The sequence below is a fragment of the Geodermatophilus sp. URMC 65 genome, assembly GCF_053502545.1.
Genome location: NZ_CP199954.1, coordinates 3,305,420 through 3,330,738 on the forward strand (window position 1 = coordinate 3,305,420; position 25,319 = coordinate 3,330,738).

18 protein-coding genes, 4 tRNA genes and 1 pseudogene are annotated in these 25,319 nt (G+C 71.7%); 18 read left to right on the plus strand and 5 right to left on the minus strand.

Features of this window, described 5'->3' with window-relative positions; all coding sequences use genetic code 11:
- The first annotated feature begins 171 nt into the window (after positions 1-171).
- Positions 172-1,050, plus strand: coding sequence for a zinc metalloprotease HtpX (htpX, locus tag ACWIX7_RS16055; protein WP_448617450.1), 879 nt, complete (start codon positions 172-174; stop codon positions 1,048-1,050).
- 101 nt (positions 1,051-1,151) lie between these two features.
- On the opposite strand, the gene ACWIX7_RS16060 is transcribed toward htpX, so the two are convergent.
- From ACWIX7_RS16060 to ACWIX7_RS16070, 3 genes and pseudogenes are all read right to left on the minus strand, one after another.
- Positions 1,152-1,454 carry a WD40 repeat domain-containing protein gene (locus tag ACWIX7_RS16060; RefSeq protein ID WP_448622160.1) on the minus strand — a complete coding sequence of 101 codons (303 nt, stop codon included), beginning with the start codon at positions 1,452-1,454 and terminating at the stop codon, positions 1,152-1,154.
- A gap of 402 nt (positions 1,455-1,856) precedes the next feature.
- Positions 1,857-3,482 (minus strand): annotated as a pseudogene (locus ACWIX7_RS16065) (nSTAND1 domain-containing NTPase); the annotation flags it as partial.
- Positions 3,483-3,778: 296 nt separating this feature from the next.
- Complete coding sequence (locus ACWIX7_RS16070) at positions 3,779-4,270, minus strand: YajQ family cyclic di-GMP-binding protein (protein WP_448617451.1); 492 nt, start codon at positions 4,268-4,270, stop codon at positions 3,779-3,781.
- Between the two features lie 104 nt (positions 4,271-4,374).
- Between ACWIX7_RS16070 and ACWIX7_RS16075 the strand changes: the two genes are divergently transcribed.
- Positions 4,375-4,456: transfer RNA gene (locus ACWIX7_RS16075), tRNA-Tyr, on the plus strand.
- Positions 4,457-4,508: 52 nt separating this feature from the next.
- Here the strand turns inward: ACWIX7_RS16075 and ACWIX7_RS16080 are convergent.
- Entirely contained in the window at positions 4,509-4,940 is a 432-nt protein-coding gene (locus tag ACWIX7_RS16080) for a pilus assembly protein TadG-related protein (protein WP_448617452.1), read from the minus strand.
- Positions 4,941-5,556: 616 nt separating this feature from the next.
- Here ACWIX7_RS16080 and ACWIX7_RS16085 point away from each other — a divergent pair.
- The 7 genes from ACWIX7_RS16085 (at position 5,557) to ACWIX7_RS16115 (ending at position 11,108) form a co-directional block, all read left to right on the plus strand.
- On the plus strand, positions 5,557-8,100 hold the full coding sequence (locus ACWIX7_RS16085; protein ID WP_448617453.1) for a putative bifunctional diguanylate cyclase/phosphodiesterase: 2,544 nt from the start codon (positions 5,557-5,559) through the stop codon (positions 8,098-8,100).
- Positions 8,101-8,168: 68 nt separating this feature from the next.
- Positions 8,169-8,241, plus strand: a tRNA-Thr gene (locus ACWIX7_RS16090).
- 60 nt (positions 8,242-8,301) lie between these two features.
- Positions 8,302-8,375, plus strand: a tRNA-Met gene (locus ACWIX7_RS16095).
- 112 nt (positions 8,376-8,487) lie between these two features.
- Entirely contained in the window at positions 8,488-8,652 is a 165-nt protein-coding gene (rpmG, locus tag ACWIX7_RS16100) for a 50S ribosomal protein L33 (RefSeq protein ID WP_091156778.1), read from the plus strand.
- Positions 8,653-8,747: 95 nt separating this feature from the next.
- Entirely contained in the window at positions 8,748-9,194 is a 447-nt protein-coding gene (locus tag ACWIX7_RS16105; protein ID WP_448617454.1) for an FAS1-like dehydratase domain-containing protein, read from the plus strand.
- 73 nt (positions 9,195-9,267) lie between these two features.
- Positions 9,268-9,696 carry a MaoC family dehydratase gene (locus ACWIX7_RS16110; protein WP_448617455.1) on the plus strand — a complete coding sequence of 143 codons (429 nt, stop codon included), beginning with the start codon at positions 9,268-9,270 and terminating at the stop codon, positions 9,694-9,696.
- A complete protein-coding gene (locus tag ACWIX7_RS16115) occupies positions 9,693-11,108 on the plus strand; it encodes a peptidase M1 (protein WP_448617456.1) in 1,416 nt (471 codons plus the stop codon). Before ACWIX7_RS16110 ends, ACWIX7_RS16115 begins: the two co-directional genes overlap by 4 nt.
- 16 nt (positions 11,109-11,124) lie before the next feature.
- Here ACWIX7_RS16115 and ACWIX7_RS16120 read toward each other — a convergent pair whose 3' ends face one another.
- Entirely contained in the window at positions 11,125-12,372 is a 1,248-nt protein-coding gene (locus tag ACWIX7_RS16120) for a pyridoxal phosphate-dependent aminotransferase (RefSeq protein WP_448617457.1), read from the minus strand.
- 265 nt (positions 12,373-12,637) lie between these two features.
- Between ACWIX7_RS16120 and ACWIX7_RS16125 the strand changes: the two genes are divergently transcribed.
- The 9 genes from ACWIX7_RS16125 to ACWIX7_RS16165 all read left to right on the plus strand — a co-directional run bounded on the left by ACWIX7_RS16125 (position 12,638) and on the right by ACWIX7_RS16165 (position 25,304).
- Positions 12,638-12,710, plus strand: a tRNA-Trp gene (locus ACWIX7_RS16125).
- 109 nt (positions 12,711-12,819) lie between these two features.
- Positions 12,820-13,365, plus strand: coding sequence for a preprotein translocase subunit SecE (secE, locus tag ACWIX7_RS16130; RefSeq protein WP_448617458.1), 546 nt, complete (start codon positions 12,820-12,822; stop codon positions 13,363-13,365).
- 39 nt (positions 13,366-13,404) lie between these two features.
- Positions 13,405-14,307 (plus strand): transcription termination/antitermination protein NusG, encoded by a 903-nt coding sequence (nusG, locus tag ACWIX7_RS16135; RefSeq protein WP_448617459.1) that lies wholly within the window; start codon positions 13,405-13,407, stop codon positions 14,305-14,307.
- Positions 14,308-14,402: 95 nt separating this feature from the next.
- Positions 14,403-14,834, plus strand: a complete 432-nt coding sequence (rplK, locus tag ACWIX7_RS16140; RefSeq protein ID WP_091213447.1) for a 50S ribosomal protein L11 — start codon at positions 14,403-14,405, stop codon at positions 14,832-14,834.
- A gap of 175 nt (positions 14,835-15,009) precedes the next feature.
- Positions 15,010-15,729 (plus strand): 50S ribosomal protein L1, encoded by a 720-nt coding sequence (gene rplA, locus ACWIX7_RS16145; protein WP_448617460.1) that lies wholly within the window; start codon positions 15,010-15,012, stop codon positions 15,727-15,729.
- Between the two features lie 413 nt (positions 15,730-16,142).
- Positions 16,143-16,760, plus strand: a complete 618-nt coding sequence (gene rplJ / locus ACWIX7_RS16150) for a 50S ribosomal protein L10 (protein ID WP_448617461.1) — start codon at positions 16,143-16,145, stop codon at positions 16,758-16,760.
- A 17-nt stretch (positions 16,761-16,777) separates the two neighbouring features.
- The gene (gene rplL / locus ACWIX7_RS16155; RefSeq protein WP_448617462.1) at positions 16,778-17,173 is read left to right on the plus strand and encodes a 50S ribosomal protein L7/L12; all 396 of its coding nucleotides are present in this window, start codon (positions 16,778-16,780) and stop codon (positions 17,171-17,173) included.
- Between the two features lie 618 nt (positions 17,174-17,791).
- Positions 17,792-21,301 carry a DNA-directed RNA polymerase subunit beta gene (gene rpoB, locus ACWIX7_RS16160; protein WP_448617463.1) on the plus strand — a complete coding sequence of 1,170 codons (3,510 nt, stop codon included), beginning with the start codon at positions 17,792-17,794 and terminating at the stop codon, positions 21,299-21,301.
- Positions 21,302-21,398: 97 nt separating this feature from the next.
- A complete protein-coding gene (locus ACWIX7_RS16165; protein ID WP_448617464.1) occupies positions 21,399-25,304 on the plus strand; it encodes a DNA-directed RNA polymerase subunit beta' in 3,906 nt (1,301 codons plus the stop codon).
- Positions 25,305-25,319 lie beyond the last annotated feature (15 nt).

A 25,319-nucleotide genomic window follows, 5' to 3' on the forward strand; every position in this document is an offset into this window, starting at 1 on the left:
ACGTCACACCACGCGGATCTGTGATGCGAGCGACACCCGGAACGGCCGGGGACCCCCCGGCACCTGACAGCCCCAACCCACGTCGGAGCGGCCCCATTCCGTGACCGCGGTCGCACCCCGAGGGGGGAGCAGGCGGGGAACGGCCTCCCGGGGCACCGCGTTGGTCGGGACGTGCAGCGCTGGAGCAACGGACTCAAGACCGCGGTGCTCCTCGGTCTGATGGGCGGGCTCATCCTCGCCGCCGGTGCCCTGGTCGGCGGCCGGGGCGGACTGCTCGTCGCCCTGGTCGTCGCCCTCGCGATCAACGGCTACGCCTACTTCAACTCCGACAAGCTCGCCCTGCGGGCCATGCGGGCGTTCCCGGTGACCGAGACCCAGGCGCCGCAGCTCTACGCGATGGTGCGCGATCTGGCCACCGCGGCCCGGCAGCCGATGCCGCGGCTCTACGTCAGCCCCACCGACCAGCCCAACGCCTTCGCGACCGGCCGCAACCCGCGCAACGCGGCCGTCTGCGTCACCCAGGGGATCCTCGAGCTGCTCGATCGCCGGGAGCTGCGCGGCGTGCTCGCCCACGAGCTCTCGCACGTCTACAACCGCGACATCCTGATCAGCTCGGTGGCCGGCGCCATGGCCACGGTGATCACCTACCTGGCGCACATGGCGATGTTCGCCTCGCTGTTCGGCGGGCGGTCGGAGGACGACCGCGGGGGCGGCAACGCCCTCGGCAGCCTGCTGCTGGTGTTCCTCGGCCCGCTGGCCGCGGGCCTGGTGCAGATGGCGGTCAGCCGCAGCCGCGAGTACCAGGCCGACACCTCCGGTGCGCTGCTGGCGCAGGACCCGCTGGCGCTGGCCTCCGCGCTGCGCAAGATCGCCTCCGGCGCGGCCGCCCGGCCGCTGCCCCAGGAGGACCGGCTGGTGACCCAGAGCCACCTCATGATCGCCAACCCGTTCCGCGGCCAGGGTCTGGCGTCGATGTTCGCCACCCACCCGCCGATGCCCGAGCGCATCGCCCGCCTGGAGCAGATGGCCCGGGAGCTCGGCCAGCGCTGAAGAAGGCCCTGCTCCCTCCCCGCGCAGGTAGATCGATCCGCCGGGCCGGCCCGCTACGTCGGGCAGCGGCGGACCACCGTGTGCCAGATCGTCGACAGGCCTCAGTATTGGGCTCCTGGAGCATCGGCTGGTGCGCCTTGGCCGGCGGGCAGGTCGGGACAGGTGCGCTCATATGGGATGTCCGGCAGCAGCTGATCCCATTCGGCGATGGACGGATTGCGGTTGACCAGTCCACAACCGACCGTCACCCAGTCGTCGAAGAACGGCTTCCACAGCCGCGCCGTTGAGTCTGCGCCGGCGGTCGCCAGCAGGGCCCCGTCCGGGCTGAACGCCACCCCCCGCACCGCGTCGGTGTGCCCGGCGAGCTGTCTCGAAGGATGGGTGACCGCGCCCATCGCGGTCATGAGTCCCGCCGACGGTTGCGGTTGGTGATCGCGGGCCAGGCTGAGGCTCTGCAGGCCGACCAGGATCGCCACGTCCGGCCGGCCTTGGTCGACCAGCCGCTGCGCCTCGGTGGCGAGCTGTCGGGACAGCGCCAGCCGGGTCTGCGCCTGAGCCTCCTGTTTTGCGCTCACGGCCAGCACCCCAGCCACCAGCGCAGCGACCAGGAGCAGCGCCAGGCCGCCGGCCAGCGCGCGTAGCCGTTGGTTGGAGCGGCGGGTGGCTTCCAGCTCGCGGGTCGCCAGTCCGCGGCTGGCCTCCAGGAACTCGTGCTCGAGCGGGCCGAGCTCTCGGGGATGCTGGCTGGCCCAGTGATCGATCGCGGCGAGCCGTCCGCCGCGGAGCAGGTAGGCGTCGTCGCGCTGGCCGTGTTGCCAGTCGGCGGCGAGCCGTTCCAGCTCCGAGCGCAGCCGCAGCAGGCCCCGGTCGGCTTCGATAGCGTCGCGCAGCGGTGGCCATTGGCGCAGCAGCGCCTCGTGGGCGACCTCCACCACCGCCTCTCCGGCGGGATCGGCGGGATCCTGATCGCTGATGAGCAGGGAGGCGTCGACGAAGGCGTCGATCACCGCCTGCTCGTCGGCGCTGAACATGTCGCAGCGCACCCGGCGGCGGGTCGGCGGCTCGTCGCCGGTGACCGTGGCCAGCCGGGTCAGCGCGGGCAGCACCAGCGGACTCTGGCCGCGCCGCTCCAGCTCGTCGGCCAGCCGGTCGGCACGGTGCTGCAAGGCACCGATGACCCCGCCCACGGCCTCGTAGTCGTCCGCGGTGATGTGCCCGTCGGGTCCGGCGCGCTGTTAGAGCTCGTGCAGGGTGTAGCCCAGCAGCGGCAGCGCATCCCCGCCGGCGGTGTCCTCCACCATCCGCTCCACCAGCCCGGGGGCGAACTCCAGGCCGGCCCGCTGCGCCGGCCGGGCGATCACCTCGGCCAGCCGGTTCCGGCTCAGCGGCTCGATGACGAGGGGGTCGTCGACCGCCTCGGCCAGCCCGGCCCGGTCGGGGGCGGTGCTGAGGAACTCCGAGCGCAGGGTGGCCACCGCCCAGATCGGGCTGTCCTCGTGCAGCGCGCCGGCCAGCAGCTGCAGGAAGGTCTGCTGCTCGTGGGCGCCGGTGCGGGTCAGCAGCTCTTCGGCCTGGTCGACGACGACCAGTACGCCTGGCCGGCCGGCGCCGTTGCCGGCCAGGTCGGCCAGCTCGCCGGCCAGCTCCACCAGCCCGGCCGAGCCACGCTCCAGCGCCGCGGCCACCTCCTCGGCCGGACGACGGTGGCCGCGGGCGGCGAAGGCCCGGACCAGGGTGCCGGCGAGGGCGGCGGTTGGCTGCCGGCCGGGCCGCAGCGAGGGCACGACCAGCCACTGCTCGGGCATGCGGGCCAGCCTGGGCAGCAGCCCCGCGTGCAGCAGGGAGGACTTGCCGCTGCCCGACGGGCCGATCACCGCCACGAATCGGCCCGGGCCGCGCTGCAGGGTCGGGGTCAGCAGCTCCACCAGCCGACCGGTCTCCGGTTGGCGGCCGAAGAACACCGCGGCGTCCTCCGGAGCGAACGGGACCAGGCCCGGATACGGCGAGCGGACAGGGTCCCAGGGGAAGGAGTCGGCTGGATCCAGGCCGGCCGAGTTCAGCCCGGCGAGCAGTCGAGCCAGCCCCGGCTCCGGGTCGGTCAGGTCGGTCCACTGCAGGTGGGCCAGCAGCGGCAGGTCCACCTGCGGCTGCAGCCGGACCGGGAAGACAGGCCGCCCCAGGGCCCGGGCCAGGCTGAGCTCGGCGAAGCACCACTGCGAGGCCACCGAGGCCGCGCTGGCCAGGAACACCACCGCATCGGTCTTCCGCAGCTGGGCGTAGAGGTCCCGCTCCCAGTTGCGCCCGGCGGGGATGCCCTGCTCGGGGTCGAAGTCGACGAACAGTGCGGCGAACCCGGCGGCCCGTAGCCGCGCCACCATCCACTCGGTGGCCGCCCGATCCTGGCTGCTGTGGCTGACGAACACCGAGGCCATCGACCTCGCCCCTTTGCCGGCGCATCATCGCGGTCACCTCGACAGGTCAACGGCGAGGCAGCCCCCGAAGCAGCGAACAGCTGACTCCCACAGGAGACACCCAGCACGGCCGTAGATGCATGCGGTCAGTGCCTTGCGAGGCTCGTGCGTGGAGAGGCGACGAGAGTGCGACCGACCATCGGGGACTGCACCGGGGCAGCGGCCGGTGACCTCATGGCCGCCGCCCCGGGTGTCACTGCGGACTCTCAGCGGACCGGGGCGTTGTGACCCCGTGCTGACCTGGGAACCACCGCTGATCAGCGGTAGTTGTCGAACTGCAGCGCGACGTCGAGGTCCTTGCTGCGCAGCAGCTGCTGGACCGCTTGCAGGTCGTCGCGCTTCTTGCCGCTGACCCGCAGCTGGTCGCCCTGGATCTGGGCCTGGACGCCCTTGGGCCCCTCGTCCCGGATGATCTTGGCGATCTTCTTGGCCGTGTCGGACTCGATGCCCTGCTTGATGCGGGCCCCGATCTTGTAGGACTTCCCGGAGGACTGCGGCTCGCCGGCGTCGAGCGACTTCAGCGAGATGTTCCGCTTGATGAGCTTCTCCTTGAACACCTCGAGCGCGGCCGAGACCCGCTCCTCGGTGTCGGCCTGCAGCGTGACGCCCTCCTCGCCGGCCCAGGCGATGGTCGCGTTGGTACCGCGGAAGTCGAAGCGCTGCGAGAGCTCCTTGGCGGCCTGGTTGAGGGCGTTGTCGACCTCCTGGCGGTCGACCTTGCTCACCACGTCGAACGACGAGTCGGCCATGTCTCGGTTGCTCCTTCCTCTGTCGTCCACCGGTCGCGGCGCGTCCCTGGGGCCACCACGGAGGCCGGTCTCCGCTGTCTTGTACGCTTTCCCGGTACCACCACGGCGGGTTGCCCGAGTGGCCAATGGGAGCGGACTGTAAATCCGTCGGCTTAGCCTACGAAGGTTCGAATCCTTCACCCGCCACCCGGTGCACGCGGCCCCCGACCTCGGCAGAGGTCGGGGGCCGCGGCGCGTCTCAGGGGGTGGTCGGGGCGCGCGCCCCGGCGACGGCGGTGCGCTCCAGTGGCTGCCCGCCGAGGAAGAGCCAGCCGAACGCGATCCCCACGTAGCGCGTGCACCGCACCGTGACCTCGACGCCGTCGGTCTCGGTGGACCAGGAGTGCAGCGCCGTCCCGCCGTCGGCCAGCTGGTCGGCCACCGCCGCCTGCGTGCTGGCCCGGGTCAGCGGCAGCGTCGTCCCGACGCCGGTGGCGTAGAGGGCCGCCTCGTCGGTGGCGTTGGCCGCTGCCAGTGCGGCACCGTCGCAGACCGACTGCACCTGCTGCTGCTCGAGGAACGCGTCGGACGCGGCGATCGCGCCGAATGCCATGAGCGCGGCCACCAGCCAGCACACCAGGACCAGCGGCAGCGTCGAGCCGCGCTCGGCGTCGTCCCCGTCCCGTCGCACGCGGTGCAGAGTAGGTGGCCGCCCGTCTGTCCACGAGCTGTGGACGGCGCTGTGGAGAGCTGTGGACCCGATCGGGGGAATGCCGGTCAGCCGCGCCCGGGGCTGTGGACCCAGCCCGACACGCCGACGGAGCCGGGTCCCAGTCGACCCCAGCCGACTCTCAGCCCTCCGCTGGCGCAGGCTGCGCACGTGTACCCCGACCGGGGTACACAGGGTCACATGTAATCACACTCCGTTATGGCATGGCGCCGATTCGTGTCGGTTGGATCAACGGTGCTTGCCTCGAACGGGTGACGGGCAGCAATCTCTCCGGCGCGGTCCGTACCCAACGCTCTGCCCCCGCGCCTGGACGACTGCCTTGTTTCTCGACACAGCAGTCCTACATGCCTGAGGAGGCGTCATGAGCAACAACGTGCAGCGCGGTGGCCGGTGGAACCGGGGTGGCCGGTGGAACCGGGGCGGTCGCTGGAACCGCGACGCGCAGAGCTGACCTGTGCGACCCGGAGGGGGTGGCCGCCGGGGCCACCCCCCTCGTCCGGGTGAGGAGAGCTGGATCCCGGCTCTGCCGCTGCTAGCCTCGGCCTGTTTGTCCAGCCCCTACGAACGCAGGTCATCAGTGGCGAATGCTGAGGTCCGCAAGGCGATCCGGGTGTCGGCGTTGCGGAACCCCTGGTTCGCCGCCGTCACCGTGGTCGCTGTTGCGTTCGTCGCCGTGGCGACGATCCTGCCGCAACACACCGAGGCCTTCGATCTCCGCCTCTTCGTCGTGGTCTTCGCCGGCATGGTGGCCGCCGAGGTCTTCAGCGTCCAGTTCGAGTTCCGCGGGCAGGGCGTCGCCTGGTCGGCGAGCGAGCTCGCGCTCGTGGTGGCGTTGGTCGAGATCGGCGGGACGTGGGCGGCTCTGGCGCGAGGGGCCGCTGTGGGCGCTGTCCTGGTCGCGCAGCGCTACCCGGCTGCCAAGGGCGCGTTCAACGTCGGCATGTCCGTCCTCGAGGCCTGTGTGGCCGTCGTGGTCCTCGACCTCGTGCCCGTGGGCCCGATCTCCTCGCCTGCGACCTGGCTCACCTACCTGGTGGCCATCTTCGCGGCGAACGCGGTCGGGGCGCTGTGCCTCGCGGCCGCCATCACGCTCACGCAGGGCTATCCCGGGCGGGCCCTCTGGGCCAGCCTCCTCATCCCCGTCGTCCTGGTCAGTCCCATGGCCGTCGTCGTCGGCCTCGCCCTCCTGCTCCTGATCCACGTCACCCTGTGGTCGTGGCTGCTCGTCCTGCCCCTCGTGCTCACCCTGGCGCTCCTGTACCGCCGGTTCGGAGCGGTCACGCGGGAGAGCCAGATCCTCGAGCGCGTCTACGAGTTCGCCCGCCGCGTGGAGCAGGTCGGCTCCCACCCGGACGGGACCCGGCAGATCGTCGAAGCCGTCAAGGAGTTGCTCAACGCCGACCGCGTGGCCCTGTGGCTGCCGCCGTACCTGGACGAGGAGCCGCGGCTGCTCGTCGCGGCGGAGGACGGCCGTGCCTGGTACGACGGCCCGGGTGACCCCGACGACCTCTTCCGCCGGCGGGCCACCGAGGGCGCCCACGGCGGTGGCCCGGTCCTGGTCTCGCTCGCCCGGGCCACGGAGGCCGAGGCGGCCGCCCTGTCGAGGCGGGGTGCCGAGGAAGTCCTCGCGGCGCCGGTGACCACCGCGGCAGGAGAACCGGGCTATCTCGAGGTCTGTGACCGGCGGAATGACGTCGTCACGTTCGGCGACGGGGACCGGGCGGCCCTGGAGTCGATGCTCACGCACATCAACGCCGCGATCCGGCAGCAGCAGCTGCTGACCCAGATCCGCTACGACGCCGACCACGACCGGCTCACCGGCCTGCCCAACCGGCAGCGGCTCGCGGCCGAGATCGACCAGCTGCTCGCCGCGGACCCGGTCGCCGGGCGGGCGGGCCTCATCCTCGCCTCGCTGGACAACTACGCCGAGGTCACCGACACGCTCGGCCACGCGGCCAGCGACGAGCTGCTCCTGGTCACCGCCGGCCTGCTGCGCGAGCACGCGCCGCCGCAGGCGCTCCTGGCCCGCATGGAGGGCGAGCAGTTCGCCGTCCTGCTACCAGGGCTGTCGCTGCCCGCGACCGAGCGGGCCGCGCGCCGGCTGCGTGAGGCGACCTCGACGCGCGCCCGGGTCGCCGGTCTGGACCTCGAGGTGACGCTGACCATCGGCGTCGCCGCCGCGCCGGTGCACGGCACGGACGCCGGCACGCTCATGCAACGGGCCGACGTCGCCCTGCTGGCCGGCGCCGGCAAGACCGGCGTGGCCAGCTACCACCCGGTGCTCGACCAGCAGAGCCTGCGCCGCCTGCAGCTGGGCACCGAGCTCGAGCAGGCCATGGCCGACGGCGAGATCAGCGTCGTCTTCCAGCCGATCATCGACGCCCGCACCTCGGACATCGTCTCGGTCGAGACCCTGGTGCGCTGGGCGCACCCGCGTTACGGGTCGATCGCGCCGGACGAGTTCATCCACCTGGCCGAGCAGATCGGCCGGATCGGCCCGCTGACCGACTACGTGCTGGACCTGGCGCTGGCCCGCTGCCGGAGGTGGCTGGACCAGGACATCGCGCTGTCGGTGGCGGTCAACCTCTCGGCCCGCTGCCTCACCGAGCCGGACCTGGTCGACCGGGTGCGGCGCGCACTGCGCCGCCACGCCGTCCCCGGCGAGCTGCTGATCCTGGAGCTCACCGAGGGCAGCGTCGTCGACGACTCGGTGCGCAGCGGCACCGTCCTGGCCGACCTGCACGCCCTGGGTCTGCGGCTGTCCATGGACGACTTCGGCACCGGCTACTCCTCGCTGTCCCAGCTGCGCCAGCTGCCCATCGACGAGGTGAAGATCGACAAGTCCTTCGTGCTGGGGATGGCCACCAGCCAGGGGGAGTCGTTCATCGCCCGCTCGATCATCGAGCTGGCGCACAACCTGGGCCTGCGGGTCGTCGCCGAGGGCGTCGAGGACGAGCTGACGCGCAACCTGCTGGCCGAGATGGGCTGCGACAAGCTGCAGGGCTTCCTGGTCAGCCGGCCGCTGCCCGATGAGCGGCTGGAGAGCTGGATCCTGGCCCGCACCGGCGTGCGCTCCGCCGTCCCCGGCAAGCCGCACCGGCGCCTGTTCGTGCGCTCCTGAGCGCGCCGGGACCCCCCTGCGACGGACCGCCGGAGCCGTCAGGTACAGTTCTCGGCGGCTCGAAGCCCGCCCCTTTAGCTCAGTCGGCAGAGCGTCTCCATGGTAAGGAGAAGGTCTACGGTTCGATTCCGTAAAGGGGCTCTGGAACAACACAGTGGCCGCTCGGCCCGGTCGCCGAGACCGGGTCGCACGGCCACGTCCGGCGGTGTAGCTCAGCCAGGCAGAGCAAGCGGCTCATAATCGCTGTGTCACCGGTTCAAATCCGGTCACCGCTACTCTCGACGGACCCCGCTCACCCGGGGTCCGTCGGCGTGTTGCAGCACCGTGCGGGCACCCGCCCGCACGTCCCCGGGCCCGGCCCGGTCCCGACAAGGCGAGGAGCGCCCCGTGGCAGCCACCGACATCCGTCCGAAGATCACCCTGGCCTGCCAGGAGTGCAAGAGCCGGAACTACATCACGCGCAAGAACCGGCGGAACGACCCCGACCGGCTGGAGCTGAAGAAGTTCTGCCCCAAGGACCGCAAGCACACCGTGCACCGCGAGACGCGCTGACACGGTCTCGGCCACCGACGAGACCCCGCTGACGCGGCCTCGAGCCACCGCAGGGACTCGCTGACCAGCGCGTCGTCGAGAGGGAGGGCGGGAGCATGGCGCTCGATCCGGCACTGGTCGGGCGCAGCTACCCGCCCTCCGCCGTCTACGAGGTCGGCCGGCAGAAGATCGCCGAGTTCGCCGACGCCATCGGTGCGGCCGACCCGGTGCACCGGGACGCCGAGGCCGCCCGCGCGGCCGGGTACCCCGACGTGATCGCCCCGCCCACCTTCGCCATCGCCCTGACGCTCTCGGCGGCCGGCGTCGTCGTCGAGGACCCCGACGTCGCACTCGACTACAGCCGGGTCGTCCACGGCGAGCAGCGTTTCACCCACCACCGGCCCATCCGCGCCGGTGACCGTCTCGTCGCCACGCCCGTCATCGAGGCCGTGCGCAGCGTCGGCGGCAACGACCTGCTCACCACCCGCGTGGACGTCGCCACGGAGGACGGCGAACCGGTCTGCGCGGCCACCTCGATGCTCGTCGCCCGGGGGGCCTCGTGACCGAGCTCGCGAGGTCACGCATGGGCAGGGCACCATCGGGCACGTGGACGACGAGCGCCGGCGAGGAGATCGCGTGACCGCCACGGTGCGGGCCGCCGACGTCGCCGTCGGCACCGAGCTGCCCGAGCAGACCTACCCCGTCACGCGAGCGGACCTCGTCCGCTACGCCGGCGCCTCCGGCGACTTCAACCCCATCCACTGGAACGAGCGGGTGGCCACCGAGGTCGGCCTCCCCGGCGTGATCGCGCACGGGATGCTCACCATGGCGCTGGCCGCGCGAGCGGTCACCGCCTGGGCCGGCGACCCGGGCTCCCTGGTCGAGTACCACGTGCGGTTCGGTCGGCCGGTCGTCGTCCCCGACGACGGCACCGGTGCCCGGGTGACCGTCCGCGGCAAGGTCGGCGCCCTGGGCGAGGACGGCCGCGCCCGCGTCGACCTGACCGTCACCAGCGGCGGCGAGAAGGTGCTCTCGCTGGCCCGCGCCACCGTCCAGCTGGCGTGACCGCGCGGCGGCCCCTGCTCGCGCTCGGTGCCGTCCTGCTGCTCCCCGGCTGCGGAGCCTCCTTCGTCGACACCCTCGCCACCGAACGGTCGGCCGCGGCCCCGCCGCCCGCCGCGACGCCGGCCGAGGGGGACTGCGCGCAGCGCGCCGAGCCCGACCCCGACCGGCCGGTCATCGTGCTGGACCTCCGGCTGGACGACGACCTGCGCACGGTCACCGGCACCGAGACCGTCGTCTTCACCCCCGACCTGCCCACCGACGAGCTGGTCTTCCGGCTGGTCCCCAACGGGCCCGGACCGGCCGCGGCCGGCAACCGCCTGGTCGTCGACGCCGCGCGCGGGGACGACGTCGCCGGGAGCGGCTACGAGGACGCCGGTGCCGACGGCCCGGGTGGCCTGTTCGTCGTCCGGCTGGACGAGGAGCTCCCTGCCGCGGAGGCGACCGAGGTGGCCCTGGACTTCACGCTCACCCTCGGCGAGGGCGACTTCGAGCGGGTGGGCGCGGCCGACGGCGTCTCCTGGTGGGCCAGCGGCGCGCCGCTGCTGGCCTGGCAGCCCGGTGTCGGCTGGGCCCGCGACCCGTTCGTCGACCTCCCGGGCGAGACCGCGACGAGCCCCGTCGCCGACACGACCGTCCGGGTCTCGGCCCCCGAGGGGCTCACCGTGCTCATGACCGGCGACCAGGCCGCACCCTCCGCGCCGCAGGACGGCCGGCGCACCTGGACGTCGGTCGAGCCGGTCGCCCGGGACGTCAGCGTCGCCGTGGGGGAGTTCGACACCGCGAGCGCCACCGGCGGGAGCGGGGTCGAGGTGACGACCGGCGTGCTCCCGGGCGCGGACGTCCCGGCCCGGGAGCTCACCACGTGGACCCTGGCCGCGATCGACCAGCTCGAGGCCCGCTTCGGCCCCTTCCCGTACGCCACGCTCACCGTGCCGCTGCTGCCCATCCGGGGCGGCGGCATCGAGTACCCCAGCTCGATCCTGCTCGCCGGCGCCGACCGGCTCGTGCTGCTGCACGAGGTCGCGCACATGTGGTTCTACGGGATGGTCGGAGACTCCCAGTTCCGCGATCCGTGGCTGGACGAGGCGTTCGCCACCTACGCCGAGTCCGTCGCCTTCCCGGTGTCCGAGGACGCCGCCGCGCGGGCGCTGGGCACGCCCGGTGAGGTCGGCGCCGCCATGGACCAGTTCGGCACCGCCGCGGGCTACGTCCGCCGGGTGTACGGCAAGGGTGGCGCCGCGCTGGTGATCGCCCGCGAGGCCGCGGGCGCGGAGGCGTTCGACGCCGCCCTGCGCTGCTACGTCGACGCCAATGCCTGGACGATCGCCACCCCGGACGACGTCGCCCGGGCGCTGCAGGACCTGCCCGCGGCGCTCGACGTCCTCACCGAGGCGGGCGCCCTCGACGAGTAGGAGGACCCCGTCCTCCTCACCCGAGCAGCCGCTGCAGCCGGGTCACGCCCTCGACCAGGTCGTCGTCGCCCAGGGCGTAGGACATCCGCAGGTAGCCCGGTGTGCCGAAGGCCTCCCCGGGGACGACGGCGACCTCGGCCTCCTCGAGGACGATCTCGGCCAGCTGCACGCTGTCCCCCGCCGTCCGGCCGGCGATCGGCCGGCCCAGCAGGGCCTTGACCGACGGATAGACGTAGAACGCGCCCTGCGGCTCCGGACACGCCACGCCGGGGATCTCGCGCAGCATCGACACGATCGTGCGCCGCCGCCGGTCGAAGGCCTCCCGCATCGCGGCCGCAGCCGACAGGTCCCCGGTCAGTGCGGCGACCGCCGCCGCCTGCGACACGTTGGCCACGTTCGAGGTGGCGTGCGACTGCAGGTTCGTGGCGGCCTTGACGACGTCGGCGGGTCCGACGACCCAGCCCACCCGCCAGCCGGTCATCGCGTAGGTCTTGGCGACCCCGTTGACGACGACGCAGCGGTCGGCGAGCTCCGGGACGACGACCGGCATCGACGGTGCCGTCGCCCCGTCGTAGGTGAGGTGCTCGTAGATCTCGTCGGTGAGCACCCACAGCCCGTTCTCGTACGCCCAGCGGCCGATCTCCTCGACCAGCTCCGGCGGGTACACCGCACCGGTCGGGTTGGACGGCGAGCAGAACAGCAGCACCTTGGTGCGCGGCGTCCGGGCGGCCTCGAGCTGGGCCACCGACACCAGGTAGCCGCTCTCCTCGTCGGCCACGACCGGGACCGGCACGCCGCCGGCCAGCGCGATCGCCTCGGGGTAGGTGGTCCAGTACGGGGCGGGCAGGAGCACCTCGTCGCCCGGGTCGAGCATCGTGGCGAAGGCCTCGTACACGGCCTGCTTGCCGCCGTTGGTCACCAGCACGTTCGCCGGGGTCACCTGCAGTCCCGAGTCGCGGGCGGTCTTGGCGACGATCGCCTCCTTGAGCGCCGGCAGCCCGCCCGCGGGGGTGTAGCGGTGCATCGCCGGCTGGCGGCAGGCGGTGGCGGCGGCCTCGACGATGTAGTCCGGCGTCGGGAAGTCCGGCTCACCGGCGCCGAAGCCGATCACCGGCTTGCCCGCGGCCTTGAGCGCCTTGGCCTTGGCGTCCACCGCCAGCGTCGCCGACTCGGCGATCGCGGCGATGCGGCGGGAGATGCGCCGGTCGGCGGGCGACGGCCCGGGGGACGGGGCAGCGGACTCCGAGCGGGAGACGGCGGTCATGGCCCCATCATGTCGGAGGGCGGTGTGCGCGGTCGCCTCCGATCCCGGCCGCGACCCCGCCCGCGGCCCTCCCGCCCGACGCGTCGGTGGTCCCCGCCCGGCACGTCGGTGGCCCTGGCCCGGCGGGTTGGTGAAGCGTCCTCCGCGGTCCCGTACACTGGCTGTCCTGGGGCCACTGACCCCGCCACCGGCGTGCCCCGGAACCCCTCGCGGGGACGGTGCCGAGCGGAGCGGGCCACGCGGTCCCGGGCCCGGCCCAGGGCACAGGGGTGTAGCTCAATTGGCAGAGCAGCGGTCTCCAAAACCGCAGGCTGCAGGTTCAAGTCCTGTCACCCCTGCCCGTGCCGCCGGCTCCCTGCCGGCGACGTGCACGACCCGTACGACAGCACGACCACCGACCGTCGGCCCGAGGACAACGGCCACCACCAGCGAGGCGAGCGAGGCGCAGTGAGCGACGAGAAGCCGGCACGCGAGGGCGACCCCCGCGCCGCCTCCGACGCCGAGCCGACCGACGAGCAGCTCGACCGGGAGGCGCCGGGCGTGGCCGACGCCGCCGAGCTGGAGGCTGCCGAGGCCGAGATCGCCGCCGAGGCCCAGAGCGACGAGGACAAGGTCGTGGCCGCTCGGCAGACCGGTGCCCGCCGCGGCGGCCGGATCACCGCCGGGGACGACGAGGACGACGAGCCGGCCCCCCGCTCCCGCCGGGCCGCCCGCGAGCGCACGCCGTCGCGTCCCGCCGGCCGGCCCGCCGAGGGCGGTGCGACCCGGTCGCGGGCCGCCGAGCGCGACCGCGCCGCCGAGGCGCGGCAGCGGCGCAGCATCCGCCGGTTCCTCCGCGAGGTCGTCGCCGAGCTGCGCAAGGTCATCTGGCCGGGGCGCCGCGAGCTGATCACCTACACGACCGTCGTCATCGTCTTCGTGGCCTTCATCGTCGCGCTGGTGGCCGGCCTGGACCTCCTCTTCGCCCAGGGCGTGCTCGCCGTCTTCGGCTGAGCCCATCCGCGCCTGCACCACCGACAAGGAAGAGACACCGTGACCGACCCCCGCGAGCCCTTCGAGACCGACAGCGCCGTTCCGGCCACCGACCTCGACGACGCCCGCTTCGACGTGCGCGGAACCGTGGACGTCGAGACCGGCGCCGGCGAGACCGGTGCTGCCGAGGGCTCCGTCGACACCGCCGACCAGGACGCCCTCACCGGCGTGGCCGACGTGGCGCCCGACGTCGAGAGCGGTGACCCCGACAGCCTGACCACCGACCCGCTGGCCGCTCCGGCGGAGTCCTCCGACCTCGACGGGCTGGGGAACCAGACCGAGGACGACGAGGAGGCCGACCCGGCCGAGGCGATGCGCAAGGTGCTGCGCGGCCAGTTCGGCGACTGGTACGTCATCCACTCGTACGCCGGCTACGAGAACAAGGTGAAGACCAACCTGGAGTCGCGCATCCAGTCGCTGGACATGGAGGACTACATCTTCCAGATCGAGGTGCCCACCGAGGAGGTCACCGAGATCAAGAACGGCAAGCGCACCCAGGTCAACCGGAAGAAGCTGCCCGGTTACCTGCTCGTCCGCATGGACCTCAACGACGAGTCCTGGGGCGCGGTGCGCAACACCCCCGGGGTCACCGGCTTCGTCGGGGCGACGTCGCGCCCCTCGCCGCTGAGCATCGACGAGGTCGTCAGCCTGCTCGCTCCCGCGGCCGGCCCCCAGACGACCAAGGCGGCGGAGACGACGAGCACCGCCACCACGGCCGCCCCGACCGCCGTCGTGGACTTCGAGGTCGGCGAGTCCGTCACCGTCATGGACGGCCCGTTCGCCACCCTCCCGGCCACGATCAACGAGATCAACGCCGAGCAGCAGAAGCTGCAGGTGCTGGTCTCCATCTTCGGCCGCGAGACGCCGGTCGAGCTGTCGTTCAACCAGGTCCAGAAGCTGTAGGACCTCGCTGCCCCCCACCGCTCGCACGCTCGCGGCGGGCCCCTGCAGCGAGGCCGAACCGCACCGACTCGTCCACGAGGAAACAGAAGGAAGTCATGCCCCCCAGGAAGCGGTTGACCGCGGTCATCAAGCTCCAGATCAACGCCGGTGCGGCCACCCCCGCGCCGCCCGTCGGTCCGGCGCTGGGCCAGCACGGCGTCAACATCATGGAGTTCTGCAAGGCGTACAACGCCGCCACGGAGTCGCAGCGCGGCAACGTGATCCCGGTCGAGATCTCGGTCTACGAGGACCGCTCGTTCACCTTCGTCACCAAGACCCCGCCCGCGGCCCGCATGCTGCTCAAGGCGGCCGGCGTGGAGAAGGGTTCCGGCGAGCCGCACAAGACCAAGGTCGCCACCGTCACGCGTGACCAGGTCCGCGAGATCGCGCAGACCAAGATGCAGGACCTGAACGCCAACTCCCTCGACGAGGCGGAGAAGATCATCGCCGGTACCGCCCGGTCGATGGGCATCACCGTCCAGGGCTGAGGGAAGCCGCCGGGCTCCGGCGGCGTTGCAAGAAGGACTCTGCTGCCCCCGTGCCTCGCAGGCTCGGCTCGGGACCCTGCAGCGGGGTCGTTCGTACAGGGCATCCGTGGGAGGGCCACGCCAGGCCCGCGCACCACACGACTCCCGGCCGAGGTGCCGGGGGAGAGGAACCACCATGGCGAAGCACGGCAAGAAGTACCGCGAGGTCGCGGCGAAGGTCGACCGCGAGAATCTCTACACCCCGCTGCAGGCGGCCTCGCTGGCCAAGGAGACGTCGCCGACGGCCTACGACGCCACCGTCGAGGTGGCCATGCGGCTGGGCGTCGACCCGCGCAAGGCCGACCAGATGGTCCGCGGCACGGTGAACCTGCCGCACGGCACCGGCAAGACCGCCCGCGTCATCGTCTTCGCGACCGGCGACAAGGCCGCCGAGGCCGAGGCCACCGGCGCCGACGTCGTCGGCTCGGACGACCTGATCGAACGCATCCAGGGCGGCTTCCTGGACTTCGACGCCGCGATCGCCACCCCGGACCAGATGGCCAAGGTCGGCCGGATCGCGCGCATCCTCGGCCCCCGCGGCCTGATGCCGAACCCGAAGACCGGCACGGTGACCCCCGACGTCACCAAGGCGGTCAACGACATCAAGGGCGGGAAGATCAACTTCCGCGTCGACAAGCAGGCCAACCTGCACCTGGTGATCGGCAAGGCCTCGTTCGACGAGACCAAGCTGGTGGAGAACTACGCCGCGGCCCTCGACGAGGTGCTGCGCGCGAAGCCGGCCGCCGCCAAGGGCCGGTACGTCAAGAAGGTCACCATCTCCACCACCATGGGTCCGGGCATCCCGGTCGACCCGAACCGCACCCGCAACCTGACGGTGGACGAGCCCACCGCCTGAAACAGGATCCCGTCCTCCTGACCGCTCGCGAGCTCGCGGCGAGCCTCTGGACGGGGCCGGCCACACCCGCACGTCACCAGGGGCCCCGTCGCGCATCGCGCGGCGGGGCCTCCGTCGTCTCCGTGTCGACACCGGTGATCACCGGGTGAGGACGGCGACAGCGGCGTCGACCGGACCGGATGTATGCTGGGCCCGTTCCCCCAACGACCGCTGGTCGTCGCACGTCCTCGTGCGATCGAAGGTCCCGGACTCCGGGCGGCCCGCGCAGGAGGACGGTTCGATCGGCGCGGCGCCATGTGCCCGTGTTCTTCGCCCCGTGCGCCTGCGCCGGGGCGTTCCTCGTCTCCGGGCTCGGTTGATCGCCCGCCGTCGTGCACCGGCCGGTGGTCCGCCCGACAGACGAGAGGAGGCCCATGCCCACGCAGGCGAAGGCCGCGGTGATCGACGAGATCACCGAGCGGTTCCAGGCGTCCAGCGCGGCGGTGCTCACCGAGTACCGCGGGCTGACCGTGGCCCAGCTGACCCAGCTGCGCCGTTCCCTCGGTGAGGGCAGCAGCTACGCCGTCGTCAAGAACACCCTGACGAAGCGGGCCGCGGAGCAGGTCGGCCATGCCGACCTGGCGCCGCTGCTCAACGGCCCGACCGCGATCGCCTTCATCGAGGGCGACCCGGTCACCGCGGCCAAGGCCATCCGTGACTTCGCGCGCACCAACCCGCTGCTCGTCGTCAAGGGCGGCGTGGTCGAGGGCCGCACCGTCGGCCCGGCCGAGGTCACCGCCCTCGCCGACGTCGAGCCGCGCGAGGTCCTGCTGGCCAAGCTGGCCGGCGCGATGCTGGGCAACCTCAGCAAGGCCGCGGGCCTGTTCCAGGCCCCGCTGTCCCAGGTCGCCCGGCTGGCCGCCGCGCTGCAGGAGAAGAAGCCCGCCGAGGGCGAGGACTCCACCGCGGCCGCCCAGGCCTCGGATGACGTAGCTGCTGACACCACCACCGACACCGCTGACGCCGCGGACGCTGCGGCCAGCACCGACTGACCCCAGAAGGAGAGATCATGGCCAAGCTGTCCACCACGGAGCTGCTCGACGCGTTCAAGGAGATGACGCTGCTCGAGCTGTCCGACTTCGTGAAGCAGTTCGAGGAGACCTTCGAGGTCACCGCCGCTGCTCCGGTCGCCGTCGCGGCCGCCCCGGCCGCCGGTGGTGCCGGCGACGGTGGTGCCCCCGCCGCTGAGGAGCAGGACGAGTTCGACGTCATCCTCGAGAGCGCCGGCGACAAGAAGATCCAGGTCATCAAGGAGGTGCGCGGCCTGACGTCGCTCGGCCTCAAGGAGGCCAAGGACCTGGTCGACGGCGCGCCGAAGCCGATCCTGGAGAAGGTCGACAAGGACGCCGCCGAGAAGGCCCGGGCCGCCCTCGAGGGCGCCGGCGCCACCGTCACCGTCAAGTGACCCGGCACCCGGCGCTCGCCGGGTGATGCACCACCTCGCACGACCCCCAGGGGCCGTCCTCCACCCGGAGGGCGGCCCCTGCGTCGTCCCGGTGTCACACCAGCAGCCCGGCGCTGGACACCGACGCGGTCGGCTCGGACGTGGTGGCCGGCGTGGACCCGGGCCCGGGGGACGACGTCGACGAGTCCGGCTCGGCCGGCCGCGGCGCGCAGGACACCGGACCCCGGCCCGTCCGGAGGGCCGGGGTCTTTCCCTGGATCTCCCGGGCGTGGCGGCCCCACGACCGCCCCGGGACTGGCATCATGGGCGAGCCGTCGACGACGGCCCGACCCGGCCCCGCTGGCCGGCTGCCCCTCCCGGGTGTGTGGTCCCCCTCGCGTGCGGACCCCCGACGTGGACAGCCCGCTCCAGCAGGGGTAGGATTCTCTGTTGCGCTGCCCCCTGACTGCTTGCCCGCCGAGACGGGTCGCCTGGGGTGCCCGGGGGAACCCGTCCCTCCGGACGCCCATCGACCCTCCGGGCAGGACGAACGCGGACAGCCCCGCCATTACCGACGACGACCCAGGACGAACCAGCACCCACCGCCCGCACGTCGTGAGGTCCTTGGAAGGACGCATCTTGGCAGGCTCTCGCCCCACCAGCATCAACCCCCGCACGACCGACTCCGGGCCCTACGGCCAGCAGTCGCAGGCTCCCCAGACCGGCCCCCGCACCGGTGAGGCCGACCAGCAGAAGATCCCGGGCGCGCCGCTGCGCGTCTCGTTCGCCAAGATCTCCGAGCCGCTCGAGGTGCCGGACCTCCTGGCCCTGCAGACCGCCTCGTTCGACTGGCTGATCGGCAGCCCCGAGTGGCGGGCCACCCTCGCCCCGGAGGAGCAGGCCGACGCCGTCGGCGGCCTGGCCGAGATCCTCGAGGAGATCTCCCCGATCGAGGACTTCAGCGGCTCGATGTCGTTGTCCTTCTCCAACCCGCGCTTCGAGGACGTCAAGGCGTCCCTCGAGGAGTGCAAGGACAAGGACATGACCTACGCGGCGCCGCTGTTCGTCACCGCCGAGTTCATGAACAACACCACCGGCGAGATCAAGAGCCAGACGGTGTTCATGGGCGACTTCCCGATCATGACGAACAAGGGCACGTTCGTCATCAACGGGACCGAGCGCGTCGTCGTCTCCCAGCTCGTCCGCAGCCCGGGCGTCTACTTCGACAAGACCCTGGACAAGACCTCGGACAAGGACGTCTTCAGCGCCAAGGTCATCCCCAGCCGCGGTGCGTGGCTGGAGTTCGACGTCGACAAGCGCGACACCGTCGGCGTCCGCATCGACCGCAAGCGCCGCCAGCCGGTCACCGTGCTGCTCAAGGCGCTGGGCTGGACCGAGGACCGCATCCGCGAGCACTTCCAGTGGTCGCCCACGGTGCTGGCCACCCTCGAGAAGGACCACATCGCCGGGCAGGACGAGGCGCTGCTGGACATCTACCGCAAGCTGCGGCCGGGCGAGCCGCCGACGCGGGAGAGCGCCCAGGCGCTGCTGGAGAACCTCTTCTTCAACTCCAAGCGCTACGACCTGGCCAAGGTCGGCCGCTACAAGGTGAACAAGAAGCTCGGCGTCGACGTCCCGCAGGGCACGCTGACGCTGACCGAGGACGACATCGTCGCCACCATCGAGTACGTGGTGCGCCTGCACGCGGGCGAGCCCGACCACGGCGTCGACGACATCGACCACTTCGGCAACCGGCGGCTGCGCACCGTCGGCGAGCTCATCCAGAACCAGGTCCGGGTCGGCCTCTCCCGCATGGAGCGCGTCGTCCGCGAGCGGATGACGACCCAGGACGTCGAGGCGATCACGCCGCAGACCCTGATCAACATCCGGCCGGTCGTCGCCTCCATCAAGGAGTTCTTCGGCACCAGCCAGCTGTCGCAGTTCATGGACCAGACCAACCCGCTCGCGGGCCTGACCCACAAGCGCCGCCTGTCGGCGCTGGGCCCGGGTGGTCTGTCCCGTGAGCGGGCCGGCATGGAGGTCCGCGACGTGCACCCCAGCCACTACGGCCGGATGTGCCCGATCGAGACGCCGGAAGGCCCGAACATCGGTCTGATCGGCTCGCTGTCGGCCTACGGGCGGGTCAACCCCTTCGGCTTCATCGAGACCCCGTACCGCCGGGTCGAGAACGGTGTGGTCACCGACCAGATCGACTACCTGACCGCCGACGAGGAGGACCGCTTCGTCGTCGCCCAGGCCAACTCGCCGCTGGACGCCCAGGGCCGGTTCGCCGAGGAGCGCGTCCTGGTCCGCACCCGGGGCAGCGAGGTCGACTACCTGTCGCCCGAGCAGGTCGACTACATGGACGTCTCGCCGCGGCAGATGACCTCGGTCGCGACGGCGATGATCCCGTTCCTCGAGCACGACGACGCCAACCGCGCGCTCATGGGCGCCAACATGCAGCGCCAGGCCGTCCCGCTGCTGCGCAGCGAGGCGCCGCTGGTCGGCACTGGTATGGAGCTGCGTGCCGCCGTCGACGCCGGCGACGTCGTCGTGGCGGAGAAGGCCGGTGTGGTCGAGGACTCCACCGCCGACTACATCACCGTCATGGCCGACGACGGCACCCGGCAGACCTACCGGCTGCTGAAGTTCCGCCGCTCGAACCAGGGCACCTCGATCAACCAGACCCCCGTCGTCGACGAGGGCCAGCGGGTCGAGGTCGGCCAGGTCATCGCCGACGGGCCGTGCACCGACCAGGGCGAGATGGCGCTGGGCAAGAACCTGCTGGTCGCCTTCATGCCGTGGGAGGGCCACAACTACGAGGACGCGATCATCCTGTCGCAGCGCCTCGTGCAGGACGACGTCCTGTCCTCGATCCACATCGAGGAGTTCGAGGTCGACGCGCGGGACACCAAGCTCGGTGCCGAGGAGATCACCCGGGACATCCCGAACGTCTCCGAGGAGGTCCTCGCCGACCTCGACGAGCGCGGCATCATCCGCATCGGCGCCGAGGTCGTCCCCGGCGACATCCTCGTCGGCAAGGTCACGCCCAAGGGCGAGACCGAGCTGACCCCCGAGGAGCGGCTGCTGCGGGCGATCTTCGGTGAGAAGGCCCGCGAGGTCCGCGACACCAGCCTCAAGGTCAAGCACGGTGAGTCCGGCAAGGTCATCGGCGTCCGCGTGTTCTCGCGCGAGGACGGCGACGAGCTGCCCGCCGGCGTCAACGAGCTGATCCGGGTCTACGTCGCCCAGATGCGCAAGATCTCCGACGGTGACAAGCTCGCCGGCCGCCACGGCAACAAGGGCGTCATCGCGAAGATCCTGCCGCAGGAGGACATGCCGTTCCTCGAGGACGGCACCCCGGTGGACATCGTCCTGAACCCGCTCGGCGTGCCGGGCCGGATGAACGTCGGCCAGGTCCTGGAGACCCACCTCGGGTGGGTCGCCAAGTCCGGCTGGCAGGTCGAGGGCACCCCGGAGTGGGCGGCCAACCTGCCGGAGGCCGCGCGTGCCGCCGCGCCGGGCACCCGGACGGCGACCCCGGTGTTCGACGGCGCCCGCGAGGAGGAGATCGTCGGCCTGCTCGGCTCGACGATCCCGAACCGCGACGGCGACCGGATGGTGCAGCCCACCGGCAAGGCGCGGCTGTTCGACGGCCGCTCCGGGGAGCCCTTCCCCGAGGCGATCTCTGTCGGCTACGTCTACATCCTGAAGCTGCTGCACCTGGTCGACGACAAGATCCACGCCCGGTCGACCGGCCCCTACTCGATGATCACGCAGCAGCCGCTGGGTGGTAAGGCGCAGTTCGGTGGCCAGCGCTTCGGTGAGATGGAGTGCTGGGCGATGCAGGCCTACGGCGCGGCCTACGCGCTGCAGGAGCTGCTCACCATCAAGTCCGACGACATCCTCGGCCGCGTCAAGGTGTACGAGGCGATCGTCAAGGGCGAGAACATCCCCGAGCCGGGCATCCCGGAGTCGTTCAAGGTGTTGCTCAAGGAGCTGCAGTCGCTCTGCCTGAACGTGGAGGTCCTCTCCGGCGACGGCCAGGCGATCGAGCTGCGCGACACCGACGACGAGGTCTTCCGGGCCGCGGAGGAGCTGGGCATCGACCTGTCCCGCCGCGAGCCCTCCAGCGTCGAGGACGTGTGATCGGCTGCTGGCCGGCCCCGAGCACCGGGGCCGGCCGGCGACCCCGACGACCATTCGAGAAGTGCAGTAACCGAGCCCCGGGAAAGGGGTCCACTCAGTGCTCGACGTCAACTTCTTCGACGAGCTCCGCATCGGTCTGGCCAGTGGCGACGACATCCGTCAGTGGTCGCACGGTGAGGTGAAGAAGCCCGAGACCATCAACTACCGGACGCTGCGTCCGGAGAAGGACGGTCTCTTCTGCGAGAAGATCTTCGGTCCCACGCGGGACTGGGAGTGCTACTGCGGTAAGTACAAGCGAGTCCGGTTCAAGGGCATCATCTGCGAGCGCTGCGGCGTCGAGGTGACCCGTGCCAAGGTGCGCCGTGAGCGGATGGGCCACATCGAGCTGGCCGCGCCGGTCACCCACATCTGGTTCTTCAAGGGCGTCCCGTCGCGTCTGGGCTACCTGCTCGACCTGGCGCCCAAGGACCTCGAGAAGATCATCTACTTCGCCGCCTACCTGATCACCTCGGTCGACGACGAGGCCCGCCACCGCGACCTCCCGACCATCGAGGCCGAGATCAGCGCGGAGAAGCACAACCTCGAGAGCCGTCGCGACGCCGACGTGGAGGCCCGCCAGCAGAAGCTGGAGGCCGACCTCGCCGAGCTCGAGGCCGAGGGTGCCAAGTCCGACGTCCGCCGCAAGGTGCGCGAGGGCGGCGAGCGCGAGATGCGCCAGCTGCGCGACCGCGCCCAGCGGGAGATCGACCGCCTCGAGGAGGTGCTCGACACCTTCCGCAAGCTCGAGGTCAAGCAGCTCATCGCCGACGAGGGCCTCTACCGCGAGCTGCGCGACCGCTTCGGTGAGTACTTCGAGGGCGGCATGGGTGCCGCGGCGCTGCAGAAGCTGCTCGCCGACTTCGACCTCGACGCCGAGGCCGCCTCGCTGCGCGAGACCATCCGCAGCGGCAAGGGCCAGCGCAAGCTGCGGGCCCTCAAGCGGCTGAAGGTAGTCGCGGCGTTCCAGCAGACGCGCAACTCGCCCATGGGCATGGTGCTCGACTGCGTGCCGGTCATCCCGCCGGACCTGCGCCCGATGGTGCAGCTCGACGGTGGCCGCTTCGCCACCAGCGACATGAACGACCTGTACCGCCGGGTCATCAACCGGAACAACCGGCTCAAGCGGCTGCTCGACCTCGGCGCGCCCGAGATCATCGTGAACAACGAGAAGCGGATGCTGCAGGAGTCCGTGGACGCGCTGTTCGACAACGGCCGCCGCGGCCGGCCGGTCACCGGCCCGGGCAACCGCCCGCTCAAGTCGCTGTCCGACCTGCTCAAGGGCAAGCAGGGCCGGTTCCGCCAGAACCTGCTCGGCAAGCGCGTCGACTACTCCGGCCGTTCGGTCATCGTCGTCGGCCCGCAGCTGAAGCTGCACCAGTGCGGCCTGCCCAAGCAGATGGCGCTGGAGCTGTTCAAGCCCTTCGTCATGAAGCGGCTGGTCGACCTCAACCACGCGCAGAACATCAAGTCCGCCAAGCGGATGGTGGAGCGCGCCCGGCCGGTCGTGTGGGACGTGCTCGAGGAGGTCATCACCGAGCACCCGGTGCTGCTGAACCGGGCGCCGACGCTGCACCGCCTGGGCATCCAGGCCTTCGAGCCGCAGCTGGTCGAGGGCAAGGCCATCCAGATCCACCCGCTCGTCTGCACCGCGTTCAACGCGGACTTCGACGGTGACCAGATGGCGGTGCACCTGCCGCTGTCGGCCGAGGCGCAGGCCGAGGCCCGGATCCTGATGCTGTCCTCGAACAACATCCTGTCGCCGGCCGACGGTCGCCCGATCACCGCGCCGACCCAGGACATGGTGCTGGGCCTGTACCACCTGACCACCCTGGTGCCGAGCCGGCACCAGGCCGACGGCGGCAAGCCGGCCGCCTACGGCTCCACCGCCGAGGCGATCATGGCCTTCGACAAGGGTGCGCTGGGTCTGCAGGAGCGGGCGCTGATCCGCCTCGACGAGGTGTACGGCGTCGACAACGGCAAGGTCAACCCCGCGTGGGAGCAGCCCGGGGACTGGACCCCGGGTGTGCCGGCGCTGGTCGAGACCAGCCTGGGCCGGGTGCTGTTCAACGAGGCCCTGCCCGAGGACTACCGCTTCGTCAACTACCAGGTGCCGAAGAAGGAGCTCGGGGCGATCGTCAACGACCTCGCCGAGCGCTACCCCAAGGTGCAGGTCGCGGCGACGCTGGACGCCCTCAAGTCGGCCGGCTTCCGCTGGGCCACCCGCTCGGGCGTCACGATCGCCATCGACGACGTCGTGACCCCGCCGGCCAAGCAGGAGATCCTCGACCGGCACGAGGCCGAGGCTCGGCAGATCGAGCGCCAGTACGAGCGCGGTGTCATCACCGACGCCGAGCGTCGTGGCGAGCTGATCGAGATCTGGACCCGCGCGCGGGCCGAGGTCAGCCAGGCGATGGTGGACAACTTCCCCACCACCAACCCGGTCTGGGTCATGGTCAACTCGGGCGCCCGAGGCAACATGATGCAGATCAGCCAGATCGCCGGTATGCGTGGTCTGGTCGCCAACCCGAAGGGCGAGATCATCCCGCGGCCGATCAAGGCCAACTTCCGGGAGGGTCTGTCCGTGCTGGAGTACTTCATCTCCACGCACGGTGCCCGCAAGGGTCTGGCCGACACCGCGCTGCGGACCGCGGACTCCGGGTACCTCACCCGCCGGCTGGTCGACGTCTCGCAGGACGTCATCATCCGCGAGGAGGACTGCGGCACCGAACGCGGCGTGATCATGCCGATCGCCACCTCGGTGAACGGCGTGCTCACGCGTGACCCGCACGCGGAGACCAGCGTCTACGCCCGTGCCCTGGCCGCCGACGTGACCGCCGAGGACGGCACGCTGATCGCCCAGGCCGGCGCCGACCTCGGAGACGTCCTGATCCAGGCGCTGGTCGACGCCGGTGTCTCGGAGGTCAAGGTCCGCTGCGTCCTGACCTGCGAGTCGCTGCTCGGCACCTGCGCCACCTGCTACGGCCGCTCGCTGGCGACCGGCAAGCTGGTGGACGTCGGCGAGGCGGTCGGCATCATCGCCGCCCAGTCGATCGGTGAGCCCGGCACCCAGCTGACGATGCGCACCTTCCACACCGGTGGTGTCGCGGGTGAGGACATCACCCACGGTCTGCCGCGTGTGGTGGAGCTCTTCGAGGCCCGCGTCCCCAAGGGCAAGGCCCCGATCGCCGAGCTGGCCGGCACCGTCCGCATCGAGGACGGCGAGCAGTTCCGCAAGCTCACGATCACCCCGGACGACGGCTCCGACGAGGTCGTGTACGACAAGCTGTCGCGTCGCTCGCGGCTGCGGGTCGAGGACGGCGGCCACGTCGAGGTCGGCGAGCAGCTCACCGAGGGTGCGGTCGACCCGCACGAGGTGCTGCGGATCATGGGCCCGCGCGAGGTGCAGCTGCACCTGGTCCGCGAGGTCCAGGAGGTCTACCGCAGCCAGGGCGTGTCGATCCACGACAAGCACATCGAGGTGATCATCCGGCAGATGCTGAAGCGGGTGACCATCATCGACTCGGGCGCGACGGAGTTCCTGCCCGGTGCGCTGGTCGAGCGGACGCTGTTCGAGACCGAGAACCGTCGGGTCGTCGCCGAGGGCGGCGAGCCGGCCTCGGCCCGCCCGGTGCTCATGGGCATCACCAAGGCCTCGCTCGCGACCGAGTCCTGGCTGTCGGCCGCCTCCTTCCAGGAGACGACCAAGGTGCTCACCGACGCCGCGATCCAGGGCAAGAGCGACAGCCTGCTCGGCTTGAAGGAGAACGTGATCATCGGGAAGCTGATCCCGGCCGGTACCGGCATCAGCCGCTACCGGAACATCACGGTCGAGCCGACCGAGGAGGCCCGCGCCGCCGTCTACACGCTGGCCGGGTACGACGACGGGCAGTACTACAGCCCGGACGTCTTCGGTCAGGGCAGCGGCGAGGCCGTGCGCCTGGAGGAGTACGACTGGCGGGGCTGAGCTCCCGGTAGCCAG